Source organism: Streptomyces pathocidini, from assembly GCF_001418495.1.
GTDB lineage: Bacteria > Actinomycetota > Actinomycetes > Streptomycetales > Streptomycetaceae > Streptomyces > Streptomyces pathocidini.
Genome location: NZ_LIQY01000160.1, coordinates 1 through 21,158 on the forward strand (window position 1 = coordinate 1; position 21,158 = coordinate 21,158).

The 21,158-nt window shown below is 71.1% G+C and carries 19 protein-coding genes; 4 read left to right on the forward strand and 15 right to left on the reverse strand.

Translation table 11 applies throughout. From position 1 onward, the window contains the following. The coding region (locus tag AOK16_RS09750) for an ATP-binding protein (RefSeq protein WP_107098305.1) at window positions 1-1,511 on the forward strand (1,511 nt) is incomplete at its 5' end. Here AOK16_RS09750 and rpsD read toward each other — a convergent pair. Beyond that, complete coding sequence (gene rpsD / locus AOK16_RS09755; RefSeq protein ID WP_055471850.1) at window positions 1,499-2,110, reverse strand: 30S ribosomal protein S4; 612 nt, start codon at window positions 2,108-2,110, stop codon at window positions 1,499-1,501. The two genes, AOK16_RS09750 and rpsD, sit on opposite strands and share 13 nt — an antisense overlap. Window positions 2,111-2,165: 55 nt before the next feature. Here rpsD and AOK16_RS09760 point away from each other — a divergent pair, with 55 nt between their 5' ends. Then, entirely contained in the window at window positions 2,166-3,089 is a 924-nt protein-coding gene (locus AOK16_RS09760; protein WP_240483498.1) for a DUF2470 domain-containing protein, read from the forward strand. Between the two features lie 66 nt (window positions 3,090-3,155). Here the strand turns inward: AOK16_RS09760 and AOK16_RS09765 are convergent, their stop codons facing one another. The 4 genes from AOK16_RS09765 to AOK16_RS09780 form a co-directional block, all read right to left on the reverse strand. Beyond that, window positions 3,156-4,538 (reverse strand): replication-associated recombination protein A, encoded by a 1,383-nt coding sequence (locus AOK16_RS09765; protein WP_055471851.1) that lies wholly within the window; start codon window positions 4,536-4,538, stop codon window positions 3,156-3,158. 77 nt (window positions 4,539-4,615) lie between these two features. After that, window positions 4,616-5,209 (reverse strand): vitamin K epoxide reductase family protein, encoded by a 594-nt coding sequence (locus AOK16_RS09770; protein ID WP_055471870.1) that lies wholly within the window; start codon window positions 5,207-5,209, stop codon window positions 4,616-4,618. A gap of 139 nt (window positions 5,210-5,348) precedes the next feature. Next, on the reverse strand, window positions 5,349-6,611 hold the full coding sequence (gene hisS / locus AOK16_RS09775) for a histidine--tRNA ligase (protein ID WP_055471852.1): 1,263 nt from the start codon (window positions 6,609-6,611) through the stop codon (window positions 5,349-5,351). A gap of 10 nt (window positions 6,612-6,621) precedes the next feature. Continuing rightward, a complete protein-coding gene (locus AOK16_RS09780) occupies window positions 6,622-7,335 on the reverse strand; it encodes an MBL fold metallo-hydrolase (RefSeq protein WP_055471853.1) in 714 nt (237 codons plus the stop codon). A gap of 189 nt (window positions 7,336-7,524) precedes the next feature. Between AOK16_RS09780 and AOK16_RS09785 the strand changes: the two genes are divergently transcribed. Next, window positions 7,525-8,361: a peptidylprolyl isomerase gene (locus tag AOK16_RS09785; protein ID WP_055471854.1), complete on the forward strand. Its 837-nt coding sequence runs from the start codon at window positions 7,525-7,527 to the stop codon at window positions 8,359-8,361. 188 nt (window positions 8,362-8,549) lie between these two features. Beyond that, window positions 8,550-9,779 (forward strand): DUF349 domain-containing protein, encoded by a 1,230-nt coding sequence (locus AOK16_RS09790; protein ID WP_055471855.1) that lies wholly within the window; start codon window positions 8,550-8,552, stop codon window positions 9,777-9,779. Between the two features lie 101 nt (window positions 9,780-9,880). Here AOK16_RS09790 and AOK16_RS09795 read toward each other — a convergent pair whose 3' ends face one another. The 10 genes from AOK16_RS09795 to pdxT all read right to left on the reverse strand — a co-directional run bounded on the left by AOK16_RS09795 (window position 9,881) and on the right by pdxT (window position 21,125). Beyond that, complete coding sequence (locus tag AOK16_RS09795; RefSeq protein ID WP_055471871.1) at window positions 9,881-12,583, reverse strand: RelA/SpoT family protein; 2,703 nt, start codon at window positions 12,581-12,583, stop codon at window positions 9,881-9,883. Between the two features lie 265 nt (window positions 12,584-12,848). Further along, window positions 12,849-13,406, reverse strand: coding sequence for an adenine phosphoribosyltransferase (locus AOK16_RS09800; RefSeq protein ID WP_055471856.1), 558 nt, complete (start codon window positions 13,404-13,406; stop codon window positions 12,849-12,851). Further along, a complete protein-coding gene (gene secF, locus AOK16_RS09805) occupies window positions 13,403-14,533 on the reverse strand; it encodes a protein translocase subunit SecF (protein WP_055471857.1) in 1,131 nt (376 codons plus the stop codon). The genes AOK16_RS09800 and secF overlap by 4 nt, the downstream gene beginning before the upstream one ends. A 1-nt stretch (window position 14,534) precedes the next feature. After that, window positions 14,535-16,298 (reverse strand): protein translocase subunit SecD, encoded by a 1,764-nt coding sequence (secD, locus tag AOK16_RS09810; protein WP_055471858.1) that lies wholly within the window; start codon window positions 16,296-16,298, stop codon window positions 14,535-14,537. A 147-nt stretch (window positions 16,299-16,445) separates the two neighbouring features. Continuing rightward, the gene (yajC, locus tag AOK16_RS09815; RefSeq protein WP_055471859.1) at window positions 16,446-16,925 is read right to left on the reverse strand and encodes a preprotein translocase subunit YajC; all 480 of its coding nucleotides are present in this window, start codon (window positions 16,923-16,925) and stop codon (window positions 16,446-16,448) included. 174 nt (window positions 16,926-17,099) lie between these two features. Next, window positions 17,100-18,155, reverse strand: a complete 1,056-nt coding sequence (gene ruvB / locus AOK16_RS09820; protein ID WP_055471860.1) for a Holliday junction branch migration DNA helicase RuvB — start codon at window positions 18,153-18,155, stop codon at window positions 17,100-17,102. Between the two features lie 53 nt (window positions 18,156-18,208). Beyond that, a complete protein-coding gene (ruvA, locus tag AOK16_RS09825; RefSeq protein WP_055471861.1) occupies window positions 18,209-18,817 on the reverse strand; it encodes a Holliday junction branch migration protein RuvA in 609 nt (202 codons plus the stop codon). Next, entirely contained in the window at window positions 18,814-19,398 is a 585-nt protein-coding gene (ruvC, locus tag AOK16_RS09830; protein ID WP_055471872.1) for a crossover junction endodeoxyribonuclease RuvC, read from the reverse strand. Before ruvC ends, ruvA begins: the two co-directional genes overlap by 4 nt. Window positions 19,399-19,652: 254 nt before the next feature. After that, the gene (locus tag AOK16_RS09835) at window positions 19,653-20,405 is read right to left on the reverse strand and encodes a YebC/PmpR family DNA-binding transcriptional regulator (protein ID WP_055471862.1); all 753 of its coding nucleotides are present in this window, start codon (window positions 20,403-20,405) and stop codon (window positions 19,653-19,655) included. Between the two features lie 114 nt (window positions 20,406-20,519). Continuing rightward, window positions 20,520-21,125, reverse strand: coding sequence for a pyridoxal 5'-phosphate synthase glutaminase subunit PdxT (gene pdxT / locus AOK16_RS09840; RefSeq protein WP_055471863.1), 606 nt, complete (start codon window positions 21,123-21,125; stop codon window positions 20,520-20,522). Window positions 21,126-21,158 lie beyond the last annotated feature (33 nt).

Sequence of the window (21,158 nt, forward strand, 5' to 3'; positions counted from 1 at the left end):
AGCGCCTGGACGACCGCTTCCGGCTGCTGACCGGCGGCAGCCGGGCCGCGCTCCCCCGCCACCAGACGCTGCGGACGGCGGTCGGCTGGAGCCACGAGCTGTGCAGCCCGCGGGAGCGGCTGCTGTGGTCCCGGCTCTCGGTGTTCGCGGGCCACTTCGACCTGGAGGCGGCCGAGTACGTCTGCTCGGGCCCTGAACTGCCGCCCGAGGAACTGCTGGACGTGCTCGCGGAGTTGGTGGAGCAGTCGGTGGTCGTCCGCGAGGACGCGCCCGCCCGGGCGGGCCAGGGGGCCGCGAGCGGTACCCGCTACCGGATGCTCGACACCGTACGGGCGTACGGCGCGGACTGGCTCGAAGGGATGGGCGACACCCGGCGCATGCGGCGCCGCCACCGCGACTGGTACATGGGCCTGGTCACGTGGTGCGAGCTGGACTGGTTCAGCCCGCGCCAGGCCGAGGTGGCGGCGCGGATCGATGCCGAGCTGGGCAATCTGCGCGTCGCGTTGGAGTTCAGCCTGGAGGACGGCGAGGAGGCACACATCGGCCAGTACCTCGCGGGCACCCTCTGGTTCTACTGGGCCGGCTGCGGCCGCCTCGCCGAGGGACGGCACTGGCTGGACCGGGCGCTGGAGCTGGAGAGCGGCCACGACGAGGCGCGGCTGAAGGCGCTGTGGGTGCTCGGCTACGTGGCCGTGCTCCAGGGCGACACGGTGCGCGCGATCGGTGCGCTCCAGGAGTGCGGCGAGGAGGCCGAGCGGACCGGCAACGAGCTGGCCGCCGCGTACGCCCAGCACCGCACCGGCTGCCTGGCCCTCGTCTCCGACGACATGGCGCGCGCCGAGGAGCTGCTGCGGGCCTCGCTCGCGCGGTACCGGGAGATCGGCGAGCTGAACAGCAATGTGCTGATGGGGCAGGTCGAGCTGGCGATGGCCATGGCCTTCCAGGGCGATCTGCCGGCCGCGGTCGCACTGTGCGAGGAGGTCCGGCAGGCCTGCGAGGACCGCGGCGAGCGCTGGACGCTGGCCTACGCGCTGTACGTGCTGGGGTACGCGGCCTGGACCCGGGGCGAGGCGGCCGAGGCCCGGCGACTGCTGGAGGAGTGCCTGACGATCGACCACGCCTTCCACGACCTGGTGGGCGCGGTGCTCGCGATCGAACTGCTCGCGCTGCTCACCGCGGCCGGGGGCGACGCGGCGGAGGCGGCTGTCCTGCAGGGCGCGGCCGGGCAGCTGTGGCGCTCGGTGGGCCTGCCCCTGTTCGGTTCCCGCTTCTTCAACGGCCCGCACCTGCTGTGCGAGCAGCGGGCCCGGGAGGCGCTGGGGGCCTCGCGGTACGAGGAGTGCCTGGGCGAGGGGGCGCGGCTCGACCTGGACGCGGCGGCCGCCCGGGCGCTGCGCGGACCCCGTACAGCGGAACACCCGCCCGCCCCTGAGCGGGACGGACGGGTGGACGGCGGCACGGCCGAGGCGCCGGACGGAGCGCAGGTGCCGAGCCCGGGTCAGCGGGCGTAGTACTCCACGACGAGCTGCTCGTCGCAGATCACCGGGATCTCCTTGCGGTTCGGCTCCCGGTCGAGGCGGAAGGCGAGCGCCTGGAGGTTGACCTGCAGGTAGCGCGGGGTCTCGCCGTCGGGGGCGTAGCCACCCTCGCGGGCCACCTGGAAGGGGTGCTTCTCACGGCTGCGCTCGCGGACCATCACGACGTCGTCGGGCGCGACGCGGAAGGACGGCTTGTCGACCTTGCGACCGTTGACCTCGATGTGGCCGTGGACCACCATCTGGCGGGCCTGGTAGATCGTGCGGGCGATGCCCGACCGCAGGACGAGCGCGTCCAGACGGCGCTCAAGCTCGATGATCAGGGCCTCGCCCGTCTTGCCGGTGACCTTCCGAGCGCGGTCGTAGGCACGGACCATCTGGCGCTCGCTGATGTCGTACTGAGCGCGCAGACGCTGCTTCTCCAGCAGCCGGACCTTGTAGTCGCTGTTCTGCTTGCGACCGCGGCCGTGCTCGCCGGGCGGGTAGGGACGGGCCTCGAAGTACTTGACGGCCTTCGGCGTCAGGGCGATGCCGAGTGCGCGCGACTTCTTGACCTTGGGACGCGACTGGTTCACGTGGAACGGACCTCCGTGTAAGTTAGGTGAGGCTTACCTTAGCGGAGGAGAACGCATGTTTCGACCTGGGAGCCCCCTGCCCAGCACCGGCCGCGCCGCGGAATCGACAACGGACGGCGCCCGGCCGGGTCAGCCGCGCCCCATGGAAGACACCCGGCAGCCCTCGGCCGCCGAGCGTGTACGAACCCTCGTGGAGTCGAACGCCTCGGCCGCACTGAACATTCCGGGTACGGACCTCGACGAACTGGGCGCTAGCGCCCCCGCGGCACGCACCGTCACACCGGACGGAGACGTGCTGCTGCTGGTGCCCGGGGACTCCCCCGCAGCTCGCGCCGCGGCCCACGCACAGGACGACGACCTGACCGCCGTGATCGAGATCACCGACGTGGCGCCCGTCGCCGTACCCCATCGTATCCGGGGCCGCGGGTGGGTCGCGGGGTGGCTCACTCCGGTCCGCAACGAGGAGCGCGCGGCCTGCGCGATGCTCCTCGCCGAGCAGCACCCGCTGGGCGCCCTGCTCGAAATTCAGGGGGGCTTGGGCATCGATGAGGCGCTGGACCAGGCCTGCGCTTCCGGCGACTTCGGGCGTCCGGCCTGGATGCTGCTGCGGCTCGAGGTCGGCGAGGCCGCGGTGGACGACCTGTGGGGCGCCGAGCAGGTGGAGCCGGACGACTTCGCCGAGGCGGAGGCCGACCCGCTCGCACCGCACGAGACGGATCTGCTCCAGCACCTGGCCGCTGCGCACAGCGACCAAGTACGCGGACTGTGCGCGCTGTTGGGCGACCGCACCGGGGAAGCGTGCGGGCTGGACGACCGGGCGGTGCCGGTGGCGCTCGACCGCTTCGGCCTCCGGGTCCGCTTCACCGACGTGGACAACCGCTCCTTCGACGCCCGCTTCGACTTCCCGGAGCCGGTACGGGACGTGGTGGGGCTGCGCCGGGCGATGCACACGCTGTTCGAGGCGGCGCACGAGAGCTGAGGCCCTGGGCCGAAGTCCGGGGGCCGGGCCCTCGGAACGGCCGGTCCCTGTCGGCGCGGCCTGCCCCTAGGAGGGCGTCCCGCCTCGGGGCTCGGTCGGCACATCGCCGCCGAGTCTGGCGCGGACCCGCTCGACCACGTCCGCGTACCGGGCCTCCGCGCCGTAGCGCGTGGGCTGGTAGTAGCGCTTGCCGCGCAGGGCGTCGGGGGCGTACTGCTGGGCCGCGATGGCGCCCGGCACGTCGTGGGGATACACATACCCCTGGGCGTGGCCAAGCTTCTCGGCGCCCTTGTAGTGGCCGTCCCGCAGATGCGGCGGCACCGGCCCAGCCAGGCCCGCCCGTACGTCCGCGAGCGCGGCGCCGATGGCCGTCGTGGCGGTGTTGGACTTCGGGGCCAGGGCCAGCGCGATGGTGGCGTGGCTGAGGGTGTGGGCCGCCTCGGGGAAGCCGATCATGGCGACGGCCTGGGCCGCGGCCACCGCGATCTGGAGCGCGTGCGGATCGGCCATGCCGATGTCCTCGCTGGCCGAGATCATCAGCCGGCGGGCGATGAACCTCGGGTCCTCCCCCGCCTCGATCATCCGCGCCAGGTAGTGCAGGGCCGCGTCGACGTCCGAGCCGCGGATGGACTTGATGAGCGCGCTGGCCACGTCGTAGTGCTGGTCGCCGTCGCGGTCGTACTTCACCGCCGCGCGGTCGACCGCCTCCTCCAGGGACTGGAGGGTGACCTCCTCCTCGCCCTTGGCCAGGGCCGCGCCCGCCCCCGCCTCCAGCGCGGTGAGCGCCCGCCGGGCGTCTCCGCCCGCGATCCGCAGCAGATGTGCCTCGGCGTCCTCGGGCAGCCGGACCGCTCCGCCGAGCCCGCGCTCATCGGCCACCGCCCTGTGCAGCAGGCCCCTGAGGCCCTCGTCGGTGAGCGGTTCGAGGGTCAGCAGCAGGGAGCGGGACAGCAGCGGGGAGATGATCGAGAAGTACGGGTTCTCGGTGGTGGCCGCGATCAGCGTGACCCAGCGGTTCTCCACCGCCGGGAGCAGGGAGTCCTGCTGCGCCTTGCTGAAGCGGTGGATCTCGTCGAGGAAGAGCACGGTGTCCTTGCCGTAGCCGCCCGCGGCACGGCGGGCGCCCTCGATGACGGCCCGCACCTCCTTGACGCCCGCGGTGATCGCCGACAGCTCCACGAACCGCTTGTTCGTGGCCTGGCTGACGACATAGGCGAGGGTGGTCTTGCCGGTGCCGGGCGGGCCCCAAAGGATCACCGAGGAAGCCCCCGCGGGGCCTCCGTTCCCCTCGCCGACGAGTCTGCGCAGCGGCGAGCCGGGGCGCAGCAGGTGCTGCTGCCCCACGACTTCGTCGAGGGTGCGCGGGCGCATCCGGACGGCCAGTGGACTGCTGGCGGGATCCTTCTCCCGGCGGTCCTCTTCGGCTGCGGTGAACAGGTCGGGCTCCACGTCAGGAACCCTATGCCACCCCACTGACAGCGGGTTCCGGAGCCCGTGTCACGCGGCCCGCGGACCAGGTCGGCGGATCAGCTGGTCCAGAAGTCCCACCAGCGCGTAAGGATCAGCATCCCGATCACGCCGATCCACAGCACCGGCGGCACCCAGTGGAACTCCTTCAGCCCGTTCCGCAGGCCCTCGGGGGCCGGGAGGAAGCGGTGCTCGACGTTGTGCTTGGTGACGTAGCAGAACATCACGATCGTGGCGATCCAGGCCAGCGAGCACCACAGGCACAGCGAGCCGATCACGTACAGGGACTGGTACTGGAGCCAGGTGCAGAAGCCGACGCCGAAGAGCATGCCGGCGTTGAAGGTCAGCCAGTACCAGCGCGGGAAACGGGCCCCGGCCAGCAGGGACACCCCGACGCAGATCACGATCGCGTACGCGGCCAGGCCCAGCATCGGGTTGGGGAACCCGAAGACCGAGGCCTGCTCGCTCTTCATGATGTTGCCGCAGGAGACGACCGGGTTCAGGCTGCAGCCGGGCTGGAAGTTCGGGTCCTCGAGCAGCTTGAACTTGTCGAGCGTGATCACCCACGCGGCGAGCAGCCCTGCCGCGCCCGTGATCACCAGCAGCCATGCCAGACCCCGGCCGCTGCCGACCGCGGGGCGGTCGCCGCTCATCCTGTCCTCGGAGGCCACACCGTCATCCACTCTCGTTGCCATCTCGCCGTTCCGTCACTGCCGAAGCCGATGATTCAAAGAACGGTGACATTGTGCCCCAGCAAGGCCGCTCACCGCGGACCGGGCAACCACAGCGGTCTCAGGCGAACTTCCGCCGCACCTCGGCCACGACGGTGTCCACCGCCACCGGCGCCTGCTCCCCGCTCTCCAAGTCCTTGAGCTGGACGACGCCTTCTGCAAGATCCCGCTCCCCGGCCACCACCGCGTACCGCGCGCCGGACCGGTTGGCCGACTTCATCGCGTTCTTCAGTCCCTTGCCGCCGTACGCGAAGTCCGTGGCGACCCCAGCCCGCCGCAACTCGGTGACCACACCGAACAGCGCGCGCCGCGCCTCCTCGCCGAGCGGCACCGCGAACACCTGGGTGGCGGGCGGTAGCCGGAGCTCGATGCCCTCCGCCTCGAGCGCCAGGACCGTGCGGTCCACGCCCAGCGCCCAGCCGACCGAGGGCAGCGCGGGCCCGCCGATCATCTCGGACAGGCCGTCGTACCGGCCGCCGCCGCCCACCGCGGACTGCGAGCCGAGCCCGTCGTGGACGAACTCGAAGGTGGTGCGGGTGTAGTAGTCCAGGCCGCGCACCAGCTTGGGGTCGTCCTCGAAGACCACGCCCGCCGCGGTCAGCAGCTCGCGCACCTGCTCGTGGTAGGCCTTGCAGCCCTGGCACAGGTGGTCGCGCATCATCGGCGCGCCGACGAGCTGCTTCTGCACGGCGTCCCGCTTGTCGTCCAGGACGCGCAGCGGGTTGATGTCCACCCGCCTGCGGGTGTCCTCGTCCAGGTCGAGTCCGCGCAGGAAGTCCTGGAGCGCGGCGCGGTAGACCGGGCGGCACTCCTTGTCACCCAGGGAGTTGAGCAGCAGCCGGAAGTTCCTCAGCCCCAGGGACCTGTACGCGTCCACGGCCAGGATGATCAACTCGGCGTCCAGGGCCGGGTCCTCGGCCCCGATGGCCTCGGCGCCCACCTGGGAGAAGTGGCGGTAACGGCCCTTCTGCGGGCGCTCGTAGCGGTAGTACGAGCCGGAATACCACAGCTTGACCGGCAGGTTGCCCGCCTTGTGGAGGTTGGCCTCCAGCGCGGCGCGCAGCACGGACGCGGTGCCCTCGGGGCGCAGCGCCAGTTCGTCGCCGCCCTTGGTGGTGAGGGTGTACATCTCCTTGGTCACGATGTCGGTGGACTCGCCGACACCGCGGGCGAACAGCTCGACGTTCTCGAAACCGGGGGTCTCCACGTAGCCGTATCCGGCGCGCCTCAGCGGCGCGGCCAGGGCCTCGCGGACGGCGAGGAAGTTCGCGGAGTCCGGCGGAATCAGGTCGTACGTGCCCTTGGGGGCCTTGAAGGTGCTCACGGGAAAGGGGTCACATTCCTCGTCGTGGGGCGGCCGTCGGGCCGCTTCCCAGGCCGGCGGCCACCTCGCGCAGATACGGGTTGGCGGCGCGCTCGCGGCCGATGGTCGTCTGGGGGCCGTGGCCGGACAGGACCACGGTCGAGTCCTCAAGCGGCAGGCACACGCGGGCCAGCGACTCGAGGATCTCGGCGTGGTCGCCGCCGGGCAGGTCGGTGCGTCCGATGGAGCCGGCGAACAGCAGGTCGCCCGAGAAGAACACCGAGGGGATCTCGGAGGTCTCGGGCATCCGGAAGGTCACCGACCCCTTGGTATGGCCCGGCGCGTGCGCGACCGTGAACTCCAGGCCCGCGAGGCTCAACTCGGCGCCGTCGGACAGCTCCCTAAGGTCGTCCGGTTCGCCCACGGTCAGCTCGCCCAGCAGCTGGGCACCTATGGCCCGGCCGAGCGCCTTCTCCGGGTCGCTCATCATGTAGCGGTCCCCGGGATGGATCCAGGCCGGGACGTCGTGCGCGCCGCAGACGGGGACGACGGAGGCGATGTGGTCGAGGTGGCCGTGGGTGAGGACGACGGCGACGGGCTTGAGCCGATGCTTCTTCAGCGCTTCCTCGACGCCCTCGGTGGCCTCGTGGCCCGGGTCGATGATCACGCACTCCTCGCCCGCGGCGGGGGCGACCAGATAGCAGTTGGTCCCCCAGGCCCCGGCGGGGAACCCGGCAATGAGCACGTTCGTCCTTAAGTCGTCCGGCTACGAGCGGTGTGAGCGGCCGCGGACCCGAGCGCTTCGCGGCGGGTCCGAGCAGTTCAGAGCCTACCGGCGAGGGCCAGGACACAGCGAACCCGTATACGGTACGCCTCACACCACGGCGGACAGGCCCGGCAGGCGGCCCATGAGAAGGCGCGAGGAGACAACCCGGTGGCCACAAAGGACCAGAGACGGCGGCAGCTCGCCCGGGAGAAGTTCCTGCGGCAGCAGGAGCGGCGCGACCAGCAGCGGCGCAAGGCGCGGCTGAGGAGCGCGGTGGTCGCGGCCGGGCTGGCCGTCGTCGTCGCGGGCGGCGCTGTCGCGTACACCGCGGGCGGATTCGGGGACGCGGACAAGAGCGACAGTGCCGCGCCCTCCGCGTCCCCCAGCAGCAGTGACGCCCCGGACCCCTGCGACAGGCCCGCCGACGGCTCGCCCGGCACCGAGCAGTGGAAGAAGGAGCCGGCGCTCACGGTCGACAAGTCGGCCACGTACACGATGAAGCTGGAGACCACCTGCGGCGACATCTCCGTGGCGATGGACGCCGGCAAGGCGCCGCACACGGTGAACTCCTTCAACTTCCTGGCCGGCAAGGGCTACTTCGACCACACCAAGTGCCACCGCCTGACCACGGGCGGTATCTACGTGCTGCAGTGCGGCGATCCGCAGGGCACCGGCCAGGGCGGGCCCGGCTACACGATCCCGGACGAGAACCTGAAGGACTCCCGGCTCAAGGGGAACGTGTACCCGGCGGGCACGGTCGCGATGGCGAACCAGTACAACGCCCAGTCCGGGAAGGGCCGGGACTCCGGCGGCAGCCAGTTCTTCCTCGTCTACCAGGACAGCCAGCTGCCCCCGGACTACACGCCGTTCGGCACCGTCACCGGTGACGGCATGAAGGTGCTGAAGAAGATCGCCGATGCCGGGGCCAAGGCGCCCGACGCCTCCAGCAACACCGCGCCCAACGCGACCGTCGTGATCGACAAGGCGACGGTGCGCAAGGGCTGACTCCGCATCGGGGCCCTCCGGCACACCCCAATACACCGCGCCGGAGGGCCTGACACGGGCGAACGCCAATTTTCGGTCGCGCTGGATGCGGACAGCCACCCCGTGGTTCGCCTATGTTGGCGGTGACGAAACTGTGGACGATGCCCGGGGGATCGAAGCCCGCGCGGGCATCATGTGGAGGAGGCGCTGTGAGCAGCGACCCATGGGGCCGCGTCGACGAGGCGGGGACCGTGTACGTGCGTACGGCCGAGGGCGAGCAGGTCGTCGGATCGTGGCAGGCGGGCACTCCGGAGGAGGCTCTCGCCTACTTTGAGCGCAAGTACGACGGGCTGGTCGTCGAGATCGGTCTCCTCGAGCGCCGGGTGAAGACCACCGACCTGTCCGCGAAGGACGCCGCCACCGCGATCGACCACCTGCGCCAGCAGGTCGACGAGCACCACGCGGTGGGCGACCTGGACGCGCTGCGGAAGCGGCTGGACAAGCTGACCGCCGACGTCGAGGCCCGCCGCGAGCAGCGCAAGGCCGCCAAGGCCCGGCAGACGGACGACGCGCGCCATGCCAAGGAGGCGCTGGTCACCGAGGCCGAGGAGCTGGCGGCCAGCGAGCAGTGGCGGGTGGCCGGCGAGCGGCTGCGCGCCCTGGTCGACACCTGGAAGGGTCTGCCGCGGCTGGACCGCAAGGCGGACGACGAGCTGTGGCACCGCTTCTCGCACGCCCGCTCCGCGTTCTCCAAGCGGCGCAAGGCGCACTTCGCTTCGCTGGACGCGCAGCGCGAGGAGGCCCGCAAGGCCAAGGAGAAGCTGGTCTCCGAGGCCGAGGCGCTGTCCGGCTCCACGGACTGGGGCCCGACGGCCGCCCGCTACCGCGATCTGATGCAGGAGTGGAAGGCCGCGGGCCGTGCGCAGCGCGAGGCCGAGGACGAGCTGTGGAACCGTTTCCGCGGTGCCCAGGACGTGTTCTTCCAGGCCCGCGGCGAGGTGTTCGCGGAGCGCGACACGGAGCAGCGGGAGAACCTGACCCGCAAGGAGGAGCTGGCTGTCGAGGCCGAGAAGCTCCTGCCGATCTCCGATCTGAAGGCGGCGCGTGCTGCGTTCCGCGCGATCAACGAGCGGTGGGAGGCCATCGGCCATGTGCCGCGGGACGCGCGGCCGAGGATCGAGGGCCGGATGCACACCGTGGAGCGCGCCATCCTGGAGGCCGAGGAGGCCGAGTGGCGGCGTACGAACCCGGAGGCGCGGGCCCGTGCGGCCGGTCTGACGGGTCAGCTCCGGGACGCCGTCGACAAGCTGCACCAGCAGATCGACGCGGCGAGGGCGGCCGGGAACCACGCCAAGGCCGACAAGCTGTCGAAGGAGCTCGAGGGGCGCCAGGCGCTGCTGGACCAAGCCCTGAAGGGCCTTGAGGAGTTCGGGGGTTAGCCCCTGGTCCGCACGTTTCGTGAAGCTGCCCCCGGCGCCCTGCGCGCCGGGGGCAGCTTCACGTTTCGCGTTTCACGCCTTGTCACGCCTCACACGACGGGTCAGGGCCTGCGGGCCGAGGTCACCCGGTACACGTCGTAGACGCCCTCAACTCCCCTGACCGCCTTGAGCACATGGCCCAGGTGCTTGGGGTCGCCCATCTCGAAGGTGAACCGGGAGGTGGCGACCCGGTCGCGGGAGGTCTGGACGGCGGCGGACAGGATGTTGACGTGCTGGTCGGAGAGCACACGTGTGACGTCCGAGAGCAGCCGGGAGCGGTCCAGGGCCTCGACCTGGATGGCGACCAGGAAGACCGAGGACTGGGTGGGCGCCCACTCGACCTCGAGGATCCGCTCGGGCTGCTGCGACAGCGAGTCGACGTTGACGCAGTCGGCGCGGTGCACCGACACCCCGCTCCCGCGCGTGACGAACCCGATGATCGGGTCCCCGGGCACCGGCGTACAGCAGCGGGCCAGCTTGACCCAGACGTCGTCGATGCCCTTGACGACCACGCCCGGGTCCGCGCTCGTACGCCGTTTGGTGCGGCGCTGGATGGGCGGGGCGGTCTCGGCGATGTCCTCGGTCGCCGCCTCCTCGCCGCCGAGCGCCTGGACGAGCTTCTGGACGACGTTCTGCGCGGAGACATGGCCTTCGCCGATGGCGGCGTAGAGCGCGGAGATGTCGGGGTAGCGCATCTCGTGCGCGAGCGTGACGAGCGAGTCGCCGGTGAGGATGCGCTGGATCGGCAGGTTCTGCTTGCGCATGGCCCGCACGATGGCGTCCTTGCCCTGCTCGATCGCCTCGTCCCGGCGCTCCTTGGAGAACCAGGCGCGGATCTTGTTGCGGGCGCGGGGGGACTTGACGAAGCCGAGCCAGTCGCGGGAGGGCCCGGCGCCGGCGGCCTTGGAGGTGAAGACCTCCACCAAGTCCCCGTTGTCCAGGGTCGACTCAAGAGGTACGAGACGCCCGTTGACCCGGGCTCCTATGGTGCGGTGGCCGACCTCGGTGTGCACCGCGTACGCGAAGTCGACGGGGGTGGCGCCGGCCGGAAGCGCTATGACGTCGCCCTTGGGCGTGAAGACGAAGACCTCGTTGCGGGAGAGGTCGAAGCGCAGCGACTCCAGGAACTCGCCCGGGTCCTCGGTCTCCTTCTGCCAGTCCAGCAACTGCCGCAGCCACGCCATGTCGTTGATGGCGTCGTCGCCGGCCTTGCCGGTCTTGCGGGGCACGTCCGTGCGCACCTTGGAGGCGCCGGCGACGGCCTCCTGCTTGTACTTCCAGTGGGCGGCGATGCCGTACTCGGCGCGCCGGTGCATGTCGAAGGTGCGGATCTGCAGTTCCACGGGCTTGCCGCTGGGCCCTATGACCGTCGTGTGCAGCGACTGGTACATGTTGAACTTGGGCATCGCGATGTAGTCCTTGAACCGGCCGGGGACCGGGTTCCATCGCGCGTGGATGGTGCCGAGGGCGGCGTAGCAGTCGCGGACGGTGTCGACCAGGACGCGGATGCCCACCAGGTCGTAGATCTCCGCGAAGTCCCGGCCGCGGACGATCATCTTCTGGTAGACGGAGTAGTAGTGCTTGGGGCGGCCGGTGACGGTGGCCTTGATCCGGGCCGCGCGCAGGTCGCTCTGCACCTGGTCGGTGACCACGGCCAGGTACTCGTCGCGCTTGGGCGCGCGCTCGGCGACGAGGCGGACGATCTCGTCGTACATCTTGGGGTAGAGGATCGCGAAGGCGAGGTCCTCCAGCTCCCACTTGATGGTGTTCATGCCCAACCGGTGGGCCAGCGGGGCGTAGATCTCGAGGGTCTCGCGGGCCTTCTTCTCCTGCTTCTCCCGCTTGAGGTAGCGCATCGTGCGCATGTTGTGCAGCCGGTCGGCGAGCTTGATGACCAGGACGCGCGGGTCCTTGGCCATGGCGACGACCATCTTGCGCACGGTCTCGGCCTGCGCGGCCTCGCCGAACTTGACCTTGTCCAGCTTGGTGACGCCGTCGACGAGCAGGGCGACCTGGTCGCCGAAGTCGCGGCGGAGGGTCTCGAGGCCGTACTCGGTGTCCTCGACGGTGTCGTGCAGCAGGCCCGCCATCAGCGTCGCCGGGTCCATGCCGAGCTCGGCGAGGATGGTGGTGACGGCGAGCGGGTGCGTGATGTACGGGTCGCCGCTCTTGCGCTTCTGGCCGCGGTGCCAGCGCTCTGCGACCTGGTAGGCCTTCTCGACCTGGCGGAGTGTCGCGCCCTCGATCTTGGGGTCGTTGCTGCGGACGATCCGCAGGAGCGGTTCGAGGACCGGGTTGTACGGGCTGGACCGCTGCACGCCGAGGCGCGCGAGCCTGGCTCGTACGCGGTTGGAGGAGGCGGACCGCGCAGCGGAGCCCTGGGTGGGGCGGGCGGCCGGGGAGGTGCCGGTGGTCTCGGCCACGGCGCCGCCAGGGCGCTCGGCCGGCGGCTTGGGCTGGGGACGTTCAACGGCGCGGGGCTCGGTCCGGGCGGCTCCGGGCTCGCTCCGGGCGGCGGAGGGCTGCGGCTCGGCGGGCGCCGGTGCCCCCTGCGGACGGCCCTTCTGGGACGCCTTTGCGGGCGCCGGTGCGGACGAATCTGCCGGGGGCCGCTCGGCCGGGCCCGTCTTGGCCTGGGGCTCCGGCGGCCGCGCCGCGTCGGAGTCCGTCGAGGCAGGCGGGGCGGGCGTGTCCGCGGCCGCCGCGGCTTCGGCAGCGGACTCATCCGCGCGCCCGGCGGACAGCGGCTGGGCCTCGTCTGGCAAGAGCACTCCTCGTGTGCGCCCCTCCTGGCCGAAGGTGGGCAAGGAGAGTGGTTCCGGCCCCCCGGTCGTGTCCGGAGACTGCCATGGTATCGAGCTCGAGGGCCCTCCTGTTCCGGAGCCCGCCGTCCTGTGGATACCGCCGGTTACCGCAAACGGAACCAAACGGAACCCCAAGGCCCACGAGAGAGGGGCGGCCCTCCGACTCCCGGAGGCCCGCCCCTGTCCCGTACCGATCTCTCGTACCGGATATCTCGCACGGAACCGCTCAGATCGTGAGCAGTGCCTCCACGGGCCCGCCCGCGAGGGTGGGGGTGAGGCGGTCGCGGCCGTTCAGGAAGGCGAGTTCCATGAGCACGGCCACCCCGGCGATCTCGGCTCCGGCGCGCCGGATCAGCTGGAGTGAGGCCTCGGCGGTGCCACCGGTGGCGAGCACGTCGTCGATGACCATGACGCGGTCGCCGGGCACCAGGTCCTCGGCGTGCACCTCGATCTCGGCCGTCCCGTACTCCAGCTCGTACGCCTGGGCCAGGGTCGCTCCGGGCAGCTTGCCCGCCTTGCGGACCGGGACGAAGCCGAGGCCCGCCCGGATCGCGGCGGGCGCGCCCAGGATGAAGCCCCGGGCCTCCAGGCCCACGACCTTGGTCGCGCCATGGCGCGTGCACAGCTCCGCGAGGGCGTCCGTGAGGGCCTCAAAGGCGGCCGGGTCGGCCAGCAGCGGGGTGATGTCCTTGAACATCACGCCCGGCTTCGGGTAGTCCGGCACATCCCGGATGCGGGCGAGCAACAGGCCCTGGAGGGCCTCCCGCGGGTCGGCGGCGGTCATCGGCGCTTCCCCGAGGGACGGCCGCCGCGGCCACGCCCGCGTGCGGCGGGACGGCTCGGCCGGCCCGCGACGGCCGCGGCCTCCTCGTCCACGTCCGGACCGGCGCCGTTGGACGCGGCGGTCCCCGGCCCGTGCTCCGGCTCGTCCCCGCCCTTGGCGGCCGCTGCGGCGCGCTTGGCGCGCACCCGCTTGGCCAGGGCCTTCATCTGCGGCTCGCGCTCCTTGAAGTCGGCGACCAGCGGGGTCGCGATGAAGATCGAGGAGTACGCGCCAGCGGCCAGACCGACGAACAGCGACAGCGAGATGTCGTTCAGCATGCCGCCGCCCAGGACGCCGCCGCCGATGAACAGCAGGCCCGCGACCGGCAGCAGCGCGACGATCGTGGTGTTGATGGAGCGCACCAGGGTCGCGTTGAGGCTGCGGTTGGCGATCTCGCTGTACGTCCAGCGGCTCTGCTTGGTGATGTCCTTGGTGGCTTCCTTCAGTCCGTCGAAGACCACGACGGTGTCGTAGAGGGAGTAGCCGAGGATCGTCAGCAGACCGATGACGGTGCCGGGGGTGACCTCGAAGCCGACCAGCGCGTAGACGCCGACCGTGATCGTGAGGTCGTGGATCAGCGCGATCAGGGCGGCCAGTGCCATCCGCCACTCGAAGGCGATGGCGAGGTAGACCACCACCAGCGCCATGAAGATGGCCAGGCCCAGCCAGGCCTTGTTGGCGATCTGCTCACCCCAACTCGGGCCGACCAGCTCCGCGTTGATGTCCTCCGCCGAGACCTTGAGGTCCTTGGCGAGGTCCTGGCGGATCTGGTCCGCCTTCGCGGTGTCGACCTCGGAGATCTGGATCCGCAGCGTGCCGTTGCCGAGCTTCTGCACGATAGCGGGGTGCCCGGAGGCCTGCTCGGCCTCCTCCTGGGCGTGAGCGACCGAGACGCTGGTCTTCGGGGTGGTGAAGACCGCGCCGCCGGAGAACTCGATGCCCATGTTAAGGCCGCGCACCCCGAGGCCGACGATCGCCATGATGGTGATCAGGACCGAGAGGCCGTACCAGATCATCCGCTTGCCCACGAAGTCGTAGCCGACCTCACCGCGGTAGAGCCGGGCGCCGATGCTGCCGAGTCGCGACATCTCACGCCTCCTTGGGGTCGGTCGGGGCGACGGGGGTACGGCGGCCGCGGCGCAGCGGCGGCTCGACACCGAGCCGCTTCGGGTCCAGGCCGGACCATGGGTGGCCGTCGGCGAAGAACTTCCGCCGGGCGAGGATCGTCATCAGCGGCTTGGTGAAGAGGAACACCACGACGACGTCGAGGAGCGTGGTGAGGCCGAGCGTGAACGCGAAGCCCTGCACCTTGCCGACCGTGACGATGAACAGCACCGCCGCGGCGAGGAACGACACGAAGTCGGACACCAGGATGGTGCGCCGGGCCCGCGGCCAACCCCGCTCGACGGCCGGGCGGAGCGTGCGGCCGTCGCGGATCTCGTCCCGAATCCGCTCGAAGTACACGATGAACGAGTCGGCGGTGATGCCGATCGCCACGATCGCGCCGCAGACCGCCGGCAGGTTCAGCGCGAAGCCGATGGCCGGGCCGAGCAGCGTCATGATCGTGTACGTGAGGGCGGCGGAGACCAGCAGGCTCAGCAGCGCGACGAACGCCAGGCCGCGGTAGTACGCGATGAGGTAGATGACCACCAGCGCGAGCCCGATGGCACCGGCGATCAGCCCGGCCTTCAGCTGCTCGCCGCCGAGGGCGGCGGAGACGGTGGTGACGCTGGACTCGTCGAAGGACAGCGGCAGGGCGCCGTACGAGAGGATGTTGGCCAGGTCCTCGGCGCTCTGCTGGGTGAAGTTGCCGGAGATCTGGGCATTGCCGCCGGTGATCGCGCTGCTCACGGTCGGCGCGGAGACGGACTGGCCGTCCATGACGATCGCGAACCGGTTCGGCTGCTGACCGGCGATGCGGCCGGTGACGTCACCGAACTTCTTGGCGCCCTTGGAGCTGAAGTCGAGGGTGACGATCCAGCCCTCGCCCCGGCCCGCCGGGTCGTACTGGGCCTTGGCGCCGGTGACCTGCGTGCCCTCGATCTCGGCCGGGCCGAGGATGAACTTCTCCTGGCCCTTCTGGTCGCACGCCACGATGAAGTCGGACGGCTTGGTGCCCTCGGCGGCCTTGGCACGAGCCGCCGGGGTGGAGCAGTTCAGCGACTCGTACTTCTTCTGGAGGTCCGCCGGGATGTCGGCGGCAGACGGCGCGCTGGCCGAAGGGGTGGGCTGGGCCGCCGCCTCGGAAGCCTTCGGGGACGGCGAGCTGTCCGCCTTCAGGGCGCCGGTGACCGCGCGGCCCTGGGTGGTCGGGCTCACGGAGGGCGAGGGGGACGAGGAAGCCTTGTCGCCGTCCTCGGCCTTCTCCTTGTCGCTGTCCTTGCCGCTGTCGGAGGCCTTGTCGCCGTTCGAAGCGCTCGGGGACGGCTCGGGCTGCGTGGTCGGGGCACCCGCGACGAGCACCGGGCGGAAGTAGAGCTGGGCGGTGGTGCCGACCTGCTCCCGGGCCTGCTCCGAGTTCGTTCCCTTGGGGATGTTGGCGATGATGTTCCGGTCGCCCTGGGTCTGAACCTCGGCCTCGGAGACACCCAGACCGTTGACGCGGCGCTCGATGATGCTCACCGCGGTCTGCATGTTGGTCGGGTTGATCGCGTTTTTCTCGCCCGGCTGGTTCTTCGCCGTGAGCGTGATGCTCGTACCGCCCGCGAGGTCGATGCCCAGTCTCGGCGTGGTGTGCCCGGAGAGGAACATCCCCCCGGTGAGCGCCACGATGGCGATCAGGATGAAGGCGAGGGCACGGCCCGGCCTTCCCTGTGCGCCGGTGGGCCTCCGGCCCTTCTTCGGTGCTGCCACCTTCTCGTTTCTCCCTGTCCTACCGTCCCGCTTGCAGTTGTGCACGCGCGGCCACGAAGTGTGATGTGGGGATGTCCCCGATGGAGCCTAAAACCGTTCAAGGACCGCGCGGCGCACCTCAGGGGTGCCGCGCGGTCCCACAGCCGGCTACTTCGCGTCGGTGCCGCCGTCCTTCTTGACGTCCTCGGCAGCCTCGGCGTCCTTGGCCTCGGCGGCGTCGCCGTCGGCGTCGGCCTTGCCGAGGTCGATGCGCTTGTCGCCCTCGCCGTCGGCGGCCGGAGCGTCGTCCGAGACCAGCGAGGAGGCGTCGTCCGGGACGACCGGGGTGTCGTCACCCTCGGGCTCGATGCCGTGCACGATGCGGTTGTACTCGGCGTCGTCGAGGACGGCACCCACCGAGTTCTTGGCATAGATGGCGTGGACGCCCGGTGCGACCTCGAGGAGGATCGTGTCGTCGCCGACCTCCTTGACGGTGGCGTACATGCCACCGATCGTGCGGATGCCGGTGCCTGGCTGCATCTGGTCGCGCATCTGCTGAGCCTGGCGCTGCTTGTTCTTGGCGGACCGGGTCATCAGGAACATGGCGCCGATCAGCACGATGAACGGGAGGAGGGCTGTGATACTCACGGGCCGGAAATCCTTCACACGACCGCGCCCAGGCGGCCTGGTATATCGGGGATGGGCACACCGTCCCTGAAAGACGGCATCGGCGGAGTCTAAGCGAGTCCGCGCTTAGGGAACAACGCCCAGCATGTCACCCGGGTTCCCGAACCAGCGAGATTCCTCGCCGCAATCGTTTCGCTACGCTCCGAAGAGATCCTGCTGCCCGGGCGCCCCGCCGTTCTGCCGTGGCGGCGCGAGCCCGAGATGGGCCCAGGCCGCGGGCGTCGCGACCCGTCCCCTGGGCGTGCGGGCCAGCAGCCCCTCCCGTACGAGGAAGGGCTCGGCGACCTCTTCCACGGTCTCCCGCTCCTCCCCCACCGCGACCGACAGCGTGGACAGGCCCACCGGGCCGCCGCCGAAGAGCTTGAGCAGGGCGCCCAGGACGGCGCGGTCGAGCCGGTCGAGACCGCGGGCGTCCACTTCGTAGACGCCGAGGGCCGCGGCGGCGATCTCGCGGGTGATCACGCCGTCCGCCTTCACCTGGGCGTAGTCGCGGACCCGGCGCAGCAGGCGGTTGGCGATGCGGGGGGTGCCGCGGGAGCGGCCCGCGATCTCGGCGGCGCCTTCGGGATCGGTCTCCACGTCGAGCAGGTGGGCGGAGCGGTGGATGACGCGCTCCAGTTCGGCCGGCTCGTAGAACTCCATGTGGCCGGTGAAGCCGAACCGGTCGCGCAGCGGGGGCGGCAGCAGGCCGGCCCGCGTGGTGGCGCCGACGAGGGTGAAGGGCGGCAGTTCGAGCGGGATGGCGGTGGCGCCGGGGCCCTTGCCGACGATCACGTCGACGCGGAAGTCCTCCATCGCCATGTAGAGCATCTCCTCGGCGGGACGGGACATCCGGTGGATCTCGTCCAGGAACAGGACCTCACCTTCGGTGAGGGAGGAGAGGATCGCGGCCAGGTCCCCGGCGTGCTGGATGGCGGGGCCGGAGGTGATGCGGATGGGGGCGCCCATCTCGGCGGCGACGATCATGGCGAGGGTGGTCTTGCCGAGGCCGGGGGCACCGGAGAGCAGGACGTGGTCGGCGGTTCCGCCGCGGGCCCGGGCCGCGCGCAGCACGAGGTCGAGTTGCTCGCGGACCTTGGGCTGCCCGACGAACTCGTCGAGGTTCTTTGGGCGCAGGGCGGACTCGACGGCCTGGTCCTCGCCGTCGGCGTCCGCTCCTACGAGGCGCTCGGCGCCCTCTTCCCAATTCACTGGTCGCTCCTATCCGTTGGTGCCCGCTCCGGCGCCGGCTCGGCCGGTCGTGCTCAGCGCGTCCGGTTCAGGGTCTGCAGGGCCGCGCGCAGCAGTTGCGGTACGGGTGGGGTGGAGCCCGCCGCCTCGGCCTGCGGCGCCACCGCGGCAACCGCCTCGTCTGCCTCGCGGGTCGCGTACCCCAACCCGATGAGGGCGGCGTGCAGTTGGTCGCGCCAGGAGGAGCTGATCGCGGCGCCGACGGCGAGCGCGGTGCCCATGGGTTCGCCGAGCCGGTCCTTGAGCTCCAGCAGCAGGCGCTGCGCGCCCTTCTTGCCGATGCCCGGCACGGCGGTGAGCGCCTTCTCGTCGCCGGTGGCCACGGCCCGCCGCAGCGCGTCCGGGGAGTGCACGGCCAGCATGGCCTGGGCCAGACGGGGGCCGACTCCGCTCGCGGTCTGGAGGAGTTCGAAGACCTGCCTCTCGTCGTCGTCCGCGAAGCCGTACAGCGTCAGGGAGTCCTCGCGGACGACCAGGGAGGTGGCGAGTCTGGCCTGCTGGCCGACGCGCAGGGCGGAGAGCGTGTTCGGGGTGCACTGGACCGCCATGCCGACCCCGCCGACCTCGACGACCGCGGTGTCCGGGGCGAGTGCGGCGATCGGGCCGCTGACGAAGGCGATCATCGGGTCCCCTTCGGGGTGCGTACGGGAGTGCTTGCGGGTCTGAGGGCGGTCGGCCCGGCGGCTGGGGCGCGGCGGGCCGTGGCGTGTGCCTGCTGAAGGCGGTTCAGGGCCGCGCCCCGCCAGATGTGGCAGATAGCGAGCGCCAACGCGTCGGCGGCGTCGGCCGGTTTGGGGGGTGCGTCGAGGCGCAGCAGGCGGGTGACCATCGCCCCGACTTGTGCCTTGTCGGCGCGGCCGCTGCCGGTGACGGCGGCCTTGACCTCGCTCGGGGTGTGCAGCGCGACCGGCAACCCGCGCCGGGCGGCGCAGAGCATGGCGACGGCGCTGGCCTGGGCGGTGCCCATGACCGTACGGACGTTGTGCTGGCTGAACACCCGCTCCACGGCGACGTATTCGGGGCGGTGTTCGTCCAGCCACTGCTCCATGCCGCGCTCGATGAGGACGAGCCGGTCGCCGATCCCTGCGTCGGCCGGCGTCCGTACGACACCGACGCCGAGCATCGTCAGGGGGCGGCCGGCGACGCCGTCGACCACGCCGATGCCGCACCGGGTCAGCCCCGGGTCCACCCCGAGCACGCGCATCCGGCCTCCCTCCTTCTGTGTGGCTGAACCGCCGCCGCTCTCGCGGACCTGGTTGCTCACCATCGGGGTTCTTCCATCGATGGTTGCGGCCCATGAACGGCGCCCGTGAACGACCTTGTTCAACTGGCCTGCTCAGGCTATCCGGTGGCACTGACAACGAAGGCGGGCCGGGGGACGTGTCCCACCGGCCCGCCTTCGGAAGCCGACTCAGGCGGCATGAGGAAGCCGACTTCAGGCGGCGCGCGGAAGCCGACTCAGGCGTCGACCTTCTCCATCACGGCGTCGGAGACGTCGAAGTTGGCGAAGACGTTCTGCACGTCGTCGCTGTCCTCGAGCGCGTCGATCAGCTTGAAGATCTTGCGTGCGCCGTCCTCGTCGAGCTCGACCTGCATGGTCGGCACGAAGTTGGCGTCGGCGGAGTCGTAGTCGATGCCCGACTCCTGGAGCGCGGTGCGCACCGCGACCAGGTCGGTGGCCTCGCTGATCACCTCGAAGTTCTCGCCGAGGTCGTTGACTTCCTCGGCGCCCGCGTCCAGGACCGCGCCCAGCACGTCGTCCTCGGTCAGCTCGCCCTTGGGGACGATCACGACGCCCTTGCGGTTGAAGAGGTACGAGACGGAGCCGGGGTCGGCCATCGAACCGCCGTTGCGGGTCATGGCGACCCGGACATCGGAGGCGGCGCGGTTGCGGTTGTCGGTGAGGCACTCGATGAGCACCGCGACACCGTTCGGGCCGTAGCCCTCGTACATGATCGTCTCGTAGTCGGCGCCACCGGCCTCCAGGCCGGCGCCGCGCTTCACGGCGGAGTCGATGTTCTTGTTGGGCACCGAGCTCTTCTTGGCCTTCTGGATGGCGTCGAAGAGGGTCGGATTGCCCTCGGGGTCGGCTCCCCCGGTGCGGGCCGCGACCTCGATGTTCTTGATCAGCTTCGCGAAGAGCTTGCCGCGCTTGGCATCGATCACGGCCTTCTTGTGCTTCGTCGTAGCCCATTTAGAGTGGCCGGACATCCGCCTGTCTCCTTCACGTAAGCAATTTCCGGGTGAACCCCTGTGATCCTACCGGGATCACGTCAGCCCACCGCCCGTCGCCGCCCGCCAGCGCCCTCGACCGGGCTCCCCCGGCTACCGCTGGGAGGCGCCCCCAGCGCGCAGCACCGACTCCACAAAGAGCTCGTGAACCCGGTGATCCCCGGTGAGCTCCGGATGGAAGGACGTGGCCAGCACGTTCCCCTGCCGCACGGCCACGATGTGGCCGTCGTGGGAGGCCAGCACCTCGACGTCCCCGCCGACGGACTCCACCCAGGGTGCCCGGATGAACACGCCCTCGACCGGGCCGCCCTCGACCCCGGCGAAGTCGACCGCCGCCTCGAAGGACTCGTTCTGCCGCCCGAAGGCGTTGCGGCGCACGATCATGTCGATGCCGCCGACCGTCTCCTGGTCGTCCCGCCCGTCCAGGATCTTGTCCGCGAGCATGATCATCCCCGCGCAGGTGCCGTACACCGGCATCCCGGCCCGTACGCGCTCGCGCAGCGGCTCCAGGAGGCCGAAGATGATCGCCAGCTTGGACATGGTGGTCGACTCCCCACCGGGGATCACCAGGCCGTCGACCTCGGCGAGTTCCTCGGGTCGGCGCACGGGGCGGGCCTGGGCGTCAGCCGCCGCGAGTGCGACGAGGTGCTCGCGGACGTCGCCCTGAAGGGCGAGGACGCCGATGACGGGGGTGGACACGGGGTGGGTCCTCTCGGGACGTCGGTGGAGGCT